Consider the following 13,308-nt stretch of genomic DNA (forward strand, 5'->3'; position numbering starts at 1 on the left):
GGAACACCAGCAACCGGTTGAAAACGCGAGGGCCCTCCGCCCGGCGTACGCCGGGCGGAGGGCCCTCGTCTCATCGTGGACCTGCCGGGTCCTACGCCTGGGCGGGTTCCTCGGCCGGAGCCAAAACCACGTCGCTCACGGCCAGTTCGCCGCTGCCGCCCACCAGGGTCAGCTCCCGTGCGTTGGCCGCAGCCTTGAGGTCGGCCAGGCCGGCCCTCAGCTGCGTGGTGAGGGAGTCCGGGGCGGTAATGGTCGCCGAGAGCACCTCGGTGCGCTGCTTGACTTTGGCCTCTGACTTGGCCTTGCGGATTCCGCTGAGCGCGGTCCCGACGGTGGCCAGCAGCGTGGTGTCGCCGTCGATCTCGACGGCGGACGGCCACTGGGCACGGTGCACCGAACCGGTGCGCCACCAGCTCCAGACTTCCTCCGTGGCGAAGGGCAGGAACGGCGCGAAGAGGCGCAGCAGCGTGTCCAGGCTCGTCGCCAGCGCCGCGAGGACGGACGCCTGCTCGGCCTCGCCGGCCGCACCATAGGCGCGGTCCTTGATGAGCTCCACATAGTCATCGGTGAAGTGCCAGAAGAAGCTCTCCGTGATCTGCAGGGCCCGGGCGTAGTCATAGTTTTCGAACGCCTTCGTGGCCTGCAGGACCACATCGGAGAGCTGCGCCAGCACGGCCCGGTCCAGGGGGTTGCCCAGCACGGACAGGTCACCGGAAACCACCGAGTTCTCCGTGGCGCCCAGGTTCAGCACAAACTTGGAGGCGTTGAGCAGCTTGATGGCCAGCCGGCGGCCGATCTTCATCTGCGCGATCTCGTAGGCCGTGTCCGCGCCGAGCTTGGCCGAGGCCGCCCAGTAGCGGACGGCGTCCGAGCCGTACTCCTCCAGCACATCGGTGGGGACGATCACGTTGCCCTTGGACTTGGACATCTTCTTGCGGTCCGGGTCCAGGATCCAGCCGGAGATCGCGGCGTGCTTCCACGGCGCGGAGTCCTGCAGGGCGTCGGCGCGCACCGCGGAGGAGAACAGCCAGGTCCGGATGATGTCGTGGCCCTGCGGGCGCACGTCGAAGGGGTAGACCTTGGCGAAGAGCGCCTCGTCGGTGCTCCAGCCGCCCACGATCTGCGGGGTCAGCGAGGACGTGGCCCAGGTGTCCAGCACATCGGCGTCGCCGGTGAAGCCGCCCGGCAGATCGCGCTGGGCCTCCTCGTAACCGGGGGCCGCGTCCGCGGCGGGGTCCACCGGCAGCTGCGCGTCGGACGGGACGAGGGGAGCTGCGAAGTCCGGGTTTCCGTCGGCGTCCAGCGGGTACCAGACGGGCACCGGCACGCCGAAGAAGCGCTGGCGGGAAACCAGCCAGTCGCCGTTCAGCCCCGAGATCCAGTTCTCGTAGCGAGAGCGCATGAAGGCCGGGTGGAAATCGATCTCGTGGCCGCGGGCAATGAGCCGCTCGCGGCGCTCCGCGTCCCGGCCGCCGTTGCGGATGTACCACTGGCGGGAAGTCACGACCTCGAGGGGCTTGTCGCCCTTTTCGAAGAAGTTCACCGGGTGCATGATCTTCTTCGGCTCGCCGTCGAGGAGTCCGGCGGCGGCCAGGAGCTCCACCACGGCCTCCTTGGCGCTGAAGACCGTCTTGCCGGCGATCGACCCGAACGTGGCACGGCCTTCAGCGGTGGTGATCCACTCCGGGGTCTCGCCGATGATGCGACCGTCGCGGCCCACGATCGCCCGGGTGGGCAGCTGGAGTTCGCGCCACCAGGTGACGTCGGTGAGGTCGCCGAAGGTGCAGACCATGGCGATGCCGGAGCCCTTGTCCGCCTTGGCGAGCGGGTGGGCCATGACCTCCACCTCAACGCCGAACAGGGGCGAAGTGACCTTCTTGCCGAACAGCGGCTGGTACCGTTCGTCGTCGGGATTCGCCACCAGGGCGGCGCAGGCGGCCAGCAGTTCCGGGCGGGTGGTCTCGATGTAGATCTTCTCGCCGTCCTCGGTAAAGAAGGGGTAGCGGTAGTACGCTCCGGCGACCTCGCGGTCCTCGAGTTCGGCCTGGGCCACAGCAGTGCGGAAGGTGACATCCCACAGGGTGGGTGCCTCGGCCATGTAGGCGTCGCCGGCGGCGAGGTTCGCCAGGAAGGCGCGCTGGGAGATGGCACGGGACTTGTCGTCGATCGTGCGGTAGGTCAGGTCCCAGTCCACGGACAGGCCGAGCGTCTGGAACAGGTTCTCGAAGACCAACTCGTCCTCGACGGCGAGCTCCTCGCACAGTTCGATGAAGTTCCGGCGCGAGACGACGTCGAAGTCGCGCTGGTTCTTGGCGGGCTCGGCCGGGGGCCGGTAGCCGGCGTCGTACGCGGTGGCAGGATCGCAGCGCACACCGTAATAGTTCTGCACGCGGCGCTCGGTGGGCAGGCCGTTGTCGTCCCAGCCCATCGGGTAAAACACGTTCTTGCCGGTCATGCGCTGGTAGCGGGCCAGGACGTCGGTCTGGGTATAGGAGAACATGTGGCCGACGTGCAGCGAACCCGACGCCGTGGGCGGGGGAGTGTCGATCGAGTACACCTGCTCCCGCGTGGTGTCCGGGTTGAACTTGTAGGTCCCTTCCTCAAGCCAGCGCCGGGTGAGGGCGTTTTCCAGCCCCTCCAGGGCGGGCTTGTCCGGAACGTTGATAGGGGCAGTGGTGGGCGTGTCTGTACCCTGCGTGTCTTCAGCCATGGGCCCAATTCTTCCATGGCCGGCGGATTCAGCGGCGCAGGGACGGCAGGGAGGCGGCGGACCGCTCCCGCGCGCCCATCAGGCGCTGATACACAAGAACGCCGACGCTGCCCATGGAGGATAGCTCCAGAGCAGAACGCTGGTGTATGTAGGGTATTCGCAGTGTGATTGCCATCACGCCCAATGGAGGCTCTAGTAGAGGGATGTCTATCTACCCAGCGATGCCAGCTAAAGCCGCTTCCGACGAAATCGGCTGGCTGGCCGCCGTCGAAAGCGCCGCCGATACGGTCGTCCAGCCCGTCGCCGAAATTTTTTCAAGCATTGTCTTCTTTCCCCTCACCATCGGCGAGGTGAGCTTTCCGGCCGTCGTGGCATGGCTCATCGCCGCCGGCGTGATCTTCACGGTCTATCTCGGGTTCATCCAGTTCCGCGGGCTCAAGACCTCCCACGAGGTTATCCGGGGACACTACTCGTCCAGGTCCGATCCCGGCGAGGTGCCGCACTTCCATGCGTTAACCTCAGCGCTGTCCGGGACGGTCGGGCTGGGCAACATCGCCGGCGTCGGCGCCGCCATGGCGCTTGGTGGCCCCGGCGCCACGTTCTGGATGATCCTGGCCGGCCTGCTCGGCATGGCCACGAAATTCGCCGAGTGCACCCTCGGGGTCAAGTACCGGGAAGTCCACGCGGACGGGACGGTGACCGGCGGACCGTTCAAGTACCTGCCCGTCGCGTTCAAGAAGTTCGGGCGGATCCCGGCAAAGACGCTCACTGGCATCTTCGCGGTCTCCATCCTGATCTTCGGTATTGCCGGCGGCAACATGTTCCAGGCGAACCAGACGTTCGCCCAGGTGCAAAACGTCACGGGAGGCGAGGACGGTCCACTCGGCAGCGCCGGAGCCGCCTTGATCTTCGGTGTCATCCTGGCCGCGCTCGTGGCCGCTGTGATCCTTGGCGGCATCAAGTCGATCGGTGCCACCACCAGCAGGCTCGTACCGGCGATGGGAATTATCTACGTGGCCGCCTGCCTGTTCGTTATCCTCGCCAACCTGGACAACGTGCCCGCGGCCCTGGGAGCGATCGTGGCCGGGGCTTTCAATGCGGAAGGCCTGACCGGCGGCGTCGTGGGTGTCATGATCGTGGGCTTCCAGCGTGCGGCGTTCTCCAACGAAGCGGGCCTGGGTTCCGCGGCCATTGCGCACGCGGCCGTCAAGACCCACCGGCCCGTGAGCGAGGGTTTCGTGGCCATGTTCGAGCCCCTCATCGACACGGTGGTCATTTGCACCATGACAGCGCTCGCGATCATCATCGCCGGTGCGCCGAGCCTGCAGGCCGGCATCGACACGGTGCAGGCCGGCAACGGAGCCCCCGACGGCGTCATCCTGACCTCTGATGCCTTTGGCACGGTGCTCCCGTGGTTCCCGGCGGTGCTGGCCGTGGCCGTGTCGCTGTTTGCCTTCTCCACCCTGATCACGTGGTCGTATTACGGTCTCAAGGCCTGGGGGTATCTCTTCGGTCGAAGCAAGGCCTCCGAGGTCACCTACAAGAGTATTTTCCTGTTCTTCACCGTTGTTGGAACCGTCCTGACCTTCACCCAGGTGTTGAGCTTCGCCGATGCTGCACTGTTCGTCTGCGCCTTCGTGAACCTGCTCGGCGTCTACCTGCTGCTGCCGGTCATCAAACGGGAAATGCAGGAGTACCTGGCCGACCGGAAGAGCGGCAAGCTCAAGATCCTGGGTCTCGAGGACGAGGATCTGGAACCGAGCACCCAGCGCTGAGCCGTTAGGGTGGTGCCATGACTGAGGAAATCCACAACAAAGCAGCAGTTGTCACCGGCGCCAGTACCGGAATCGGCGAGGCCACCGTGCGTGCGCTCCGGACCGAGGGGTGGACCGTGTACGCCGTCGCCCGCCGCGCGGACCGGCTGGAGGCGCTCGCCGCGGAAACCGGTGCCGTCGCGCTTCCGGCCGACGTGACCGACGACGCCGACGTCGCCCGGCTCCTGGACGAGGTGACCCGCGCCGGCGGCATCGACACGCTCATCAACATCGCCGGCGGCGCCCGCGGCGCGGACAAGGTGGCCGAGGCCAGGACCGAGGACTGGGAATGGATGTTCGAGGTCAATGTCCTGGGCACCATGAAGCTCACGCGGGCGTTCCTGCCGATGCTCCGCGCCTGCGGTGAGGGCACCGTCCTGAACCTGACATCGACGGCGGGGCTGTCCGCCTATGAGGGCGGCGGCGGCTACAACGCGGCGAAGTTCGCCCAGCACGCTCTCACCGGGGCCCTGCGCCTTGAAGAGGCCGAGCACAACCTCCGCGTGATCGAGGTGGCTCCGGGTCTGGTCCAGACGGAGGAGTTCGCGTTGAACCGCCTCGGGGGCGACCAGTCGGCCGCCGCCAAGGTGTACCAGGGCGTCGAGAAGCCCCTCACCGCTGCGGACGTCGCCGACGTCGTCCGTTACGCCGTCGTGGCACCGCACCATGTCAACCTGGACCAGATCGTGATCCGCCCGGTGGCGCAGGCCGCCAACTACAAGCTGATCCGCAAGGGCTAGGGTCGTACCCCGGCGCGGCGTTCACCCGGCCCCGGAACTGCAACGCGGGGTCACATACAGCCCATAAACCCCCGGTTTATGGGCTGTATGTGACCCCGCGTTGCTTGGCCTACCCGCTGGCCGGGACGGTCAGCGTGGCCATGATGGCGGCGTGGTCCGTCCCGGCCACGCGGTGCACGGCGTAGTCCGCGCTGCGCACCGACGGGCTGGTCACCAGGTGGTCAATGGTGATGCCGGGGAGGAACATGTCCTCCATCGGCCAGGTGGGGACCAGGCGTGAGCCCTGGGCCAATCCCACATCCACCAGTTTCCTGCCTTCGCCCTGCAGGAACTCCCGGAACTCGGCGTGGTCATAACTGGCGTTGAAGTCACCGGCCAGCACCACGTTCCCGGGCCGTGATCCCAGCTGCCCGAGCGCCGCCAGGTCGCTGCGCCACTTCGGCAGGCCCACGCCCACGGGAGCACGTGCGTGGACGTTGGTCACATCGACGACGGCCCGCTGCCCGTGGGCCTCGGCCGTGAGCCGGATCACGGGCATCGGGAAATGGGAGCCGGGGACTTCACCGGTGGCCACCAGTTCGTGGACGGAGTAGACAGCATTCCCGGCGGCGCGGCCCGCGGGATCGCTTATCCTGTTCGGCAGCAGGGTGGCCAGGCCGGCAGCAGCCAGCCGGTCTTCGAGCGCCTGGGTGTACTCCTGGATCGTCAGCAGGGTGATGCCGTGTTCGCGGACCAGCCGGACGATGTCCGCGGCGTCCCCTTTGCCGAGTTTTGCATTGATGCTCATCGTCCGCAGCGCCACAGCCCCCTCCCCGGAATCCGCCGCGGCATCCCGCGCGGAGCCCGCCGCGGCGTCCGGCGCTGCCCGGGCGTAGTCCAGCGGGACCAGCCAGAAGAGCTGCACGGCCACGAGGCCGGCTGCGGTGCCGGCCATCCATCGCCGCCGGCCCAGTACAGCGAACAGCAGTGAGGCGCCGGCAGGCAGCACCAGCCACGGGGTGAAGGACACCAGCTGGACCGCGGTGGTGGGCCACTCCCGCGGCACGGCACGGAAGACGGAGACGACCACAACGGGTGCTGCCGCAAGTCCGGCCAGCCACCGCCAGCCGGAGGCTGCCCCGCCCGCAGGCATTCGTGGGGCAGCGTGGCCCCGGGTCCGGAATATCATGGGATTCAGTGTAGGCATTGCGGGCCCGTTCCAGTTGTTAGACTTCTCGTAGCAGCTTTGACCCGGCCATCACCGGTGAGCTTCCGGAAGAACGCCCCGGCGCCACGACTTTCCTGCAACGTCGTGCGCCAGGGCCGGTAGAACCGGACGGGTAAGCCCGTCACAGCAGTAATGAGCGGCCGACGCCGGTGCTCTGTCCCATCACTGGGGCCCGGCGACGGTAAGTGAGGTGGTACCGCGGTGCCGGTGTTGTCGCAAGACAGTACAGGGGCCGTCCTCGCATCCTGAATGAATCCATTTGTTCACTAGCTCAACCCAGGATGTCGAGATGACTTATTACCCTAAGGCCTCCGCCGCACCAACAGGTGCAGGCGCCACTACCTCTGCTTCCAACACCTCTGGTGTGTCGGCCTCCGTGAAGTTCCCGGAGATCGAAGAGCGCATCCTCAGGTACTGGGACGAGGACGGCACCTTCCAGGCCAGCATCGACCAGCGCCCCTCTGATCTTCCTGGCGGAAAGCCTGGCAGCAACGAATTCGTCTTCTACGACGGTCCCCCCTTCGCCAACGGCCTGCCGCACTACGGCCATCTGCTGACCGGCTACGCCAAAGACCTTGTAGGCCGCTACCAGACCCAGCGCGGACGCCGCGTCGAGCGCCGCTTCGGCTGGGACACCCACGGGTTGCCCGCCGAGCTGGAAGCCATGAAACAGCTGGGCATGACGGACAAGACCCAGATCGAGGCCATGGGCATCGACAAGTTCAACGACGCCTGCCGTGCCTCCGTGATGAAGTACGCCGACGAGTGGAAGAGCTACGTCACCCGCCAGGCGCGCTGGGTCGACTTCGAGAACGACTACAAGACGCTCAACGTCGAATACATGGAGTCCGTGCTCTGGGCGTTCAAACAGCTGCACGAAAAGGGCCTCACCTACAACGGCTACCGCGTCCTGCCGTACTGCTGGAAGGACGAGACGCCGCTGTCCAACCATGAACTGCGCATGGATGACGACGTCTACAAGAACCGCCAGGACCAGACCGTCACCGTCACCTTCCCGATCACGGCAGGGGACACCGAGCTGTCCCGGCAGCTCGCCGGCGTCCAGGCGCTCGCCTGGACCACCACACCCTGGACGCTGCCCACCAACCTGGCGCTCGCCGTCGGGCCCGGCATCACCTACGTCGTCCTGCCGGCCGGACCGCACGGCATCAAGGCGGCTGCCGCCGAGGCGCCCGTCACCGGCAGCTTCCTGCTCGCCGCGGACCTCCTGGGCGCCTACGCCAAGGACCTCGGCTACGGCGACGGCGCCGAAGGTGCAGCGGCTGCCGAGGCCGCCGTGACCTCCCGGCACACCGGCGCCGAACTCAACGGCCTGAGCTACGAGCCGCTCTGGGACTACTTCCACGACGTCGAAAAGTACGGCACAGAGAACGCCTGGCGCTTCCTCGTGGCCGACTACGTCACCACCACCGACGGCACCGGCATCGTCCACCAGGCCCCCGCCTACGGTGAAGACGACCAGAAGGTCTGTGAAGAGGCCGGCATCCCCGTCGTCCTCTCGGTGGACGAAGGCGCCAAGTTCCTGCCGCTGTTCGGCCACGGCGACCTCGCCGACATCGCCGGGCTGCAGGTCTTCGAGGCCAACAAACCGATCACCCAGGTGCTCCGCGCCCAGGGCCGCCTGGTCCGCCAGGCCAGCTACGAGCACAGCTACCCGCACTGCTGGCGCTGCCGCAACCCGCTGATCTACCGCGCGGTGTCCTCCTGGTACGTCGAGGTCACCAAGTTCAAGGACCGCATGTCCGAGCTCAACCAGGACATCAACTGGATCCCGGGCAACGTCAAGGACGGCCAGTTCGGCAAATGGCTCGCCAACGCCCGCGACTGGTCGATCAGCCGGAACCGCTACTGGGGCAGCCCCATCCCGGTCTGGCAGTCCACCGACCCGGACTTCCCGCGGACCGACGTCTACGGCTCGCTCGCCGAGATCGAGGCCGACTTCGGCCGCCTGCCGCTGAACAAGGCCGGCGAGGTGGACCTGCACCGGCCGTTCATCGACGAATTGACCCGCCCCAACCCGGACGATCCCCGCACCCCGGCGGAGGGCCAGTCCGTCATGCGCCGCGTCGAGGACGTGCTGGATGTCTGGTTCGACTCCGGCTCCATGCCGTACGGCCAGGTCCACTACCCGTTCGAGAACGAGGAATGGTTCGACACCCACAACCCGGCGGACTTCATCGTCGAGTACATCGGCCAGACCCGCGGCTGGTTCTACATGCTGCACATCCTGTCCACCGCACTGTTTGACCGGCCGGCCTTCCGCAACGTCATCAGCCACGGGATTGTCCTGGGCTCGGACGGGCAGAAGATGTCCAAGAGCCTGCACAACTACCCGGACGTCTCCGAGGTCCTGGACCGCGACGGCTCGGACGCGATGCGCTGGTTCCTGATGTCCAGCCCGATCCTGCGCGGCGGCAACCTTGTGGTCACCGAGCAGGGCATCCGCGACGGCGTCCGCCAGGTCATCCTGCCGCTGTGGAACGTGTACAGCTTCTTCACGCTGTACACGAACGCCTCCAACTCAGTTGACGGTCAAGCGTCCGGCTACGATGCGAAGCTCCGCTACGACGGCTACGCCGATACCCTGGATACGTACCTGATGGCCAACACCGGGGACCTGGTCCGGAACATGACCGCGCAGCTGGACGGCTACGACATCTCCGGGGCCTGCGACGAACTGCGCAGCTACCTGGACATGCTCACCAACTGGTACGTCCGCCGCAGCCGCCAGCGCTTCTTCGACGAGAACGTGGACGCCTTCGACGCCCTGTACACCGCGCTGGAGACGGTCTGCAGGGTCGCCGCCTCCCTGCTGCCGCTGGTCTCCGAGGAGATCTGGCGCGGCCTCACCGGCGGGCGCTCCGTGCACCTGGCCGACTGGCCGGACGCGGCACTGTTCCCGGCCAACCCGGATCTCGTGGAGGCCATGGACCGGGTCCAGCAGATTTGTTCCACCGGATCCTCGCTGCGCAAGGCCGCCAACCTGCGCGTCCGGCTGCCGCTGCAGGAACTCACCGTGGTGGCACCCGGCGCGGACGCGCTGGAAGGCTTCGCCGCCGTCGTCGCCGATGAACTGAACCTGCGCTCCGTCCGCCTGCTCGACGCCGGGAGCGCCTCCCCGGAGGAGTTCGGCATCGAGCAGAAGCTCGTGGTGAACGCCCGGGCCGCGGGCCCGCGGCTGGGCAGGAACGTCCAGCAGGCCATCAAGGGCGCCAAGTCCGGCGACTGGTCCGTGGACGACGCGGGAGTGGTCACCGCGGGAGGGCTCGCCCTCGAGCCGCAGGAATACACCCTGGAAACCGTCGTGGCGGAAGCCGCGGAAGGCGAAGGAGCGCGCGCCGCGGCAGTCCTGCCCGGCGGCGGCTTCGTGGTCCTCAACACCGAGGTCACCCCGGAGCTGGCAGCCGAAGGTGCGGCCCGTGACATGGTCCGCGCCATCCAGCAGGCCCGCAAGGACGCCGGGCTCAACGTCAGCGACCGGATCCACACCATCGTCACCGCGCAGCAGGACGTCGTCGATGCCCTGCTGGCCAACGCCGAGCTTGTCCAGACCGAAACCCTGACGGTCCGGCTGGACACCGTTGCGGCGGACGTCAAGGAACCCCAGGTCAGCGTTGTTAAGACTGCTGCAGAAAAAGTTGAGGCCTAAACCATGACCGACGAATTCTCCGTAGAAAGCGTCTACGCCGAGCTGCTGGGCCGGGCGCCGGAAAACAAGATGGAACCGCGGCTGGCCCCGCTGCACCGGGCGATGGACATCCTGGGGGAGCCGAACAAGGCGTTCCCGATCATCCACGTCACCGGCACCAACGGCAAGACCTCCACGGCCCGGATGATCGAGGCGGGGCTGCGCGCGCACGGGCTGAGCACGGGACGCTACACGAGTCCGCACCTGTCCAAGGTCACCGAGCGGATCAGCATCGACGGCGAACCGGTGCCGGATGAGACGTTCGTCCGGATCTGGGACGAGATCCGCCCGTACCTGGCCATCGTGGACGGCGAACTCGAGGCCGAAGGCCAGCCCAGGCTGACCTACTTCGAATGCCTCACCATCCTGGGCTTCGCGGTCTTCGCGGACCAGCCGGTCAACGTCGCCGTCATCGAAGTGGGTCTGGGCGGGATCACCGACGCGACCAACGTCGGCGACGGCCAGGTCTTTGTGGTCACGCCGATCTCGCTGGACCACACGGACCTCCTGGGCGAAACCACCGAGGACATCGCCTATGAAAAGGCCGGCATCATCAAACCCGGCGGCTTCCTGGTCAGCGCCGCGCAGCCCCGCGACGCGGCCCAGGTGCTGCTGGAAAAAGCCAAGGAAACCAACGTCCCGTTCCGCTTCGAAGGCGTCGAGTTCGGCGTCGAATCCCGCACCGTGGCCGTTGGCGGCCAGATGGTGACCATCCAGGGCATCGCGGGCCGCTACGAGGACTTGCTGGTTCCGCTGCACGGCGCGCACCAGGCCGAGAACGCCGCCGTCGCCCTTGCCGCGCTGGAGGCCTTCTTCGGCGCTGAAAAGGCGCTCGACGCCGGTCTGGTGCAGGAGGCCTTCGCCTCCGTCACCTCGCCCGGCCGCCTGGAGGTGGTGCGGACCGCGCCGACCATCATCGTGGATGCCGCGCACAACCCCGAAGGCATCCGGGTCTCGGCCGAAGCCATCCACGAGGCCTTCAGCTTCACCAAGCTGGTGGTGGTGGTCGGCGTCCTGCGGGATAAGGACGCCGAGGAAATCCTGCGGCAGCTCAAGGAATCCCTCGGGGACCTGGCCGCCGAATACTGCTTCACGCAGTCCAACTCGCCCCGCGCGGTCCCGGCCGAGGACCTGGCGGAACTCGCGCTGGAGCTCGGTTTCGGCGAGGGCAACATCCACGTGGCCGAAAAGCTCGACGACGCCCTCGAATGGGCCGTCGAACGTGCCGAAGCCAACGACGACCTGGCCGGCGGCGTCCTCGTCACCGGGTCCATCACGCTCGTCGCGGAAGCCCGGATCCTGCTCGGAAAGGCGGACGCGTAGACAATGGCGAAGCTCACCAAAGCCCAGCGCGAATGGCGCCCCGGCATGCCCAAGCAACGCCGCTCCACGAAAGTCATGTTCGCCTCGACGGTGCTGCTGCTGGAGGCCTTCGTCGTGCTGTTCGGCACCCTCACCGTCTTCGGGCTGCGGCGGGACGAATTCCCGCCGGTCCTGATCTTCTCTGTCGGGATCACCCTGTCCCTCGTCTACGCCGTCACCTGCGCTGTGCTGACCAGACCGTGGGGAGTGGCCGTGGGCTGGATCCTGCAGATTGTGCTGATCCTGACCGGATTCCTGGAGCCGGCCATGTTCCTGGTTGGCGGCCTCTTCGCGGTGGCCTGGTGGTACGGCATCCGCACCGGCATCCGGATCGACCGGGAGGCCGCCCAGCGGGAACGCGAACAGGCCGCCTGGGACGCAGCCCACCCCGAGGATCAAAGCAACTAGACTAATTTCCGGATCCCTACCCCAACACATTGGAGCAGCTGTGAGCACTGAGCGCACCCTCGTCCTGATCAAGCCCGACGGCGTCAGCCGCAACCTGACCGGCAGCATCATTGCCCGCATCGAGGCCAAGGGCTACACCCTGGCCGAGCTCAAGAAGGTCGACACGAGCCGCGAACTGCTGGAGCAGCACTACGGGGAGCACCTGGGCAAGCCGTTCTACGAGCCGCTCGTCGAGTTCATGCTCAGCGGACCGGTCGTCGCGGCGATCTTCGAGGGCCACCGCGTGGTCGAGGGCTTCCGCTCGCTCGCCGGCACCACGGACCCGACGACGGCCGCTCCCGGAACCATCCGCGGCGACTTCGGCCGCGACTGGGGCCAGAAGGTGCAGCAGAACCTGGTCCACGGCTCGGACTCCGTGGAGTCCGCGGAGCGCGAGATCAAAATCTGGTTCCAGGACTAACGTCCCGACCCACCCGGCCCGCTTCTGGACCCACCCTCCCCGCCGAGGTGACAGTTAAGGCCCATGTTCGTCACGAACATGGGCCTTAACTGTCACCTCGGCGTGGTTAAGCGGTGGTTGAGCGGGAGTTGAGTGCGGGGCGTGCCCTAGTAGCCCGATGTCCCGATGAAGACCTGGATGAAGGCGAAGAAGATCGTGGCGATCACGGCGACGTAGAGCAGCGCCGTGATGATCCAGCCCGAGTCGGCCAGGAGCCTGGTGGCGCCGGCGGGCAGGCGGATGGCACCGTGGGTCACGTTGCGGACGGTGACCCAGACGAACAGGGGAATCATCGCAGCCCAGACGACCATGCAGAACGGGCACAGGATGTGGATGGAGTACAGCGCCTGCGACCAGAGCCACACCACGAACGCGAAGCCCAGGGTCACGCCGGCCTGCAGGCCCAGCCAGTACCAGCGGGCAAACGTGGCTCCGGCGAGCATGCCCATGGCCGTGGTGATGATGACCGCGAACGCCACTATTCCAATGAACATGTTGGGGAAGCCGAACACCGAACCCTGCCAGGTCTGCATGACCTGCCCGCAGGAGATCCAGGGGTTCACATCGCACGCGGTCACGTGGCTGGGATCCTTGAGGACCGCGAGTTTTTCCAGCACCAGGGCCCCGGAGCCAAGCCAGCCCACGACGCCGGTGATCAGCAGGAGCCACGCCAATGGCCGGTTTCGGGTCATGGGAGGCAACGGCTGGTCCGTTACCGACGTGCTGGAGCCTTGCTGCTGCGCGGCTGCTTCGCCGGTGGCAGTGGAGATGGTGGGCATGGAATGAAAGTCCTTTGGGTCGGGTGCTTCTAGGCCGATTCTATCTCCGGAGGCTGGATGAAGTCCGGGAAGCGTCGTGC

Annotated in this window: 9 protein-coding genes; 6 read left to right on the forward strand and 3 right to left on the reverse strand. The window is 66.9% G+C overall.

Going from position 1 to position 13,308, the window contains the following annotated elements; translation table 11 throughout:
- Positions 1-91 precede the first annotated feature (91 nt).
- Entirely contained in the window at positions 92-2,710 is a 2,619-nt protein-coding gene (gene valS / locus ACZYX4_RS11590) for a valine--tRNA ligase (RefSeq protein ID WP_463875974.1), read from the reverse strand.
- A gap of 203 nt (positions 2,711-2,913) precedes the next feature.
- Between valS and ACZYX4_RS11595 the strand changes: the two genes are divergently transcribed.
- Together ACZYX4_RS11595 and ACZYX4_RS11600 are read left to right on the forward strand one after the other, a co-directional pair.
- Positions 2,914-4,485, forward strand: a complete 1,572-nt coding sequence (locus tag ACZYX4_RS11595) for an alanine/glycine:cation symporter family protein (RefSeq protein WP_463875976.1) — start codon at positions 2,914-2,916, stop codon at positions 4,483-4,485.
- Positions 4,486-4,502: 17 nt separating this feature from the next.
- Positions 4,503-5,264, forward strand: coding sequence for an SDR family oxidoreductase (locus tag ACZYX4_RS11600; protein WP_463875978.1), 762 nt, complete (start codon positions 4,503-4,505; stop codon positions 5,262-5,264).
- Between the two features lie 109 nt (positions 5,265-5,373).
- On the opposite strand, the gene ACZYX4_RS11605 is transcribed toward ACZYX4_RS11600, so the two are convergent.
- Positions 5,374-6,396, reverse strand: coding sequence for an endonuclease/exonuclease/phosphatase family protein (locus ACZYX4_RS11605; RefSeq protein WP_463875980.1), 1,023 nt, complete (start codon positions 6,394-6,396; stop codon positions 5,374-5,376).
- Between the two features lie 364 nt (positions 6,397-6,760).
- On the opposite strand from ACZYX4_RS11605, the gene ileS reads away from it, so the two are divergent.
- From ileS to ndk, 4 genes are read left to right on the forward strand one after another with little or no spacing between them, the layout of a single operon-like run.
- The gene (gene ileS / locus ACZYX4_RS11610; protein ID WP_463875982.1) at positions 6,761-10,141 is read left to right on the forward strand and encodes an isoleucine--tRNA ligase; all 3,381 of its coding nucleotides are present in this window, start codon (positions 6,761-6,763) and stop codon (positions 10,139-10,141) included.
- Between the two features lie 3 nt (positions 10,142-10,144).
- Positions 10,145-11,503, forward strand: a complete 1,359-nt coding sequence (locus tag ACZYX4_RS11615; RefSeq protein ID WP_463875984.1) for a bifunctional folylpolyglutamate synthase/dihydrofolate synthase — start codon at positions 10,145-10,147, stop codon at positions 11,501-11,503.
- A 3-nt stretch (positions 11,504-11,506) separates the two neighbouring features.
- Positions 11,507-11,950 (forward strand): DUF4233 domain-containing protein, encoded by a 444-nt coding sequence (locus tag ACZYX4_RS11620; RefSeq protein WP_463875986.1) that lies wholly within the window; start codon positions 11,507-11,509, stop codon positions 11,948-11,950.
- 40 nt (positions 11,951-11,990) lie between these two features.
- Entirely contained in the window at positions 11,991-12,410 is a 420-nt protein-coding gene (gene ndk, locus ACZYX4_RS11625) for a nucleoside-diphosphate kinase (RefSeq protein ID WP_463875988.1), read from the forward strand.
- A 146-nt stretch (positions 12,411-12,556) separates the two neighbouring features.
- Here the strand turns inward: ndk and ACZYX4_RS11630 are convergent, their stop codons facing one another.
- Positions 12,557-13,228, reverse strand: a complete 672-nt coding sequence (locus ACZYX4_RS11630; protein ID WP_463875989.1) for a vitamin K epoxide reductase family protein — start codon at positions 13,226-13,228, stop codon at positions 12,557-12,559.
- Positions 13,229-13,308 lie beyond the last annotated feature (80 nt).

It is taken from the genome of Pseudarthrobacter leeuwenhoeki, assembly GCF_055412885.1.

Coding starts and splice junctions, on each gene's coding strand:
- ACZYX4_RS11595 (WP_463875976.1), top strand. CDS start 2,914: ATGTCTATCTACCCAGCGATGCCAGCTAAAGCCGCTTCCGACGAAATC.
- ACZYX4_RS11620 (WP_463875986.1), top strand. CDS start 11,507: ATGGCGAAGCTCACCAAAGCCCAGCGCGAATGGCGCCCCGGCATGCCC.
- ACZYX4_RS11600 (WP_463875978.1), top strand. CDS start 4,503: ATGACTGAGGAAATCCACAACAAAGCAGCAGTTGTCACCGGCGCCAGT.
- ACZYX4_RS11605 (WP_463875980.1), bottom strand. CDS start 6,396: ATGCCTGCGGGCGGGGCAGCCTCCGGCTGGCGGTGGCTGGCCGGACTT.
- ileS (WP_463875982.1), top strand. CDS start 6,761: ATGACTTATTACCCTAAGGCCTCCGCCGCACCAACAGGTGCAGGCGCC.
- ACZYX4_RS11615 (WP_463875984.1), top strand. CDS start 10,145: ATGACCGACGAATTCTCCGTAGAAAGCGTCTACGCCGAGCTGCTGGGC.
- ACZYX4_RS11630 (WP_463875989.1), bottom strand. CDS start 13,228: ATGCCCACCATCTCCACTGCCACCGGCGAAGCAGCCGCGCAGCAGCAA.
- valS (WP_463875974.1), bottom strand. CDS start 2,710: ATGGCTGAAGACACGCAGGGTACAGACACGCCCACCACTGCCCCTATC.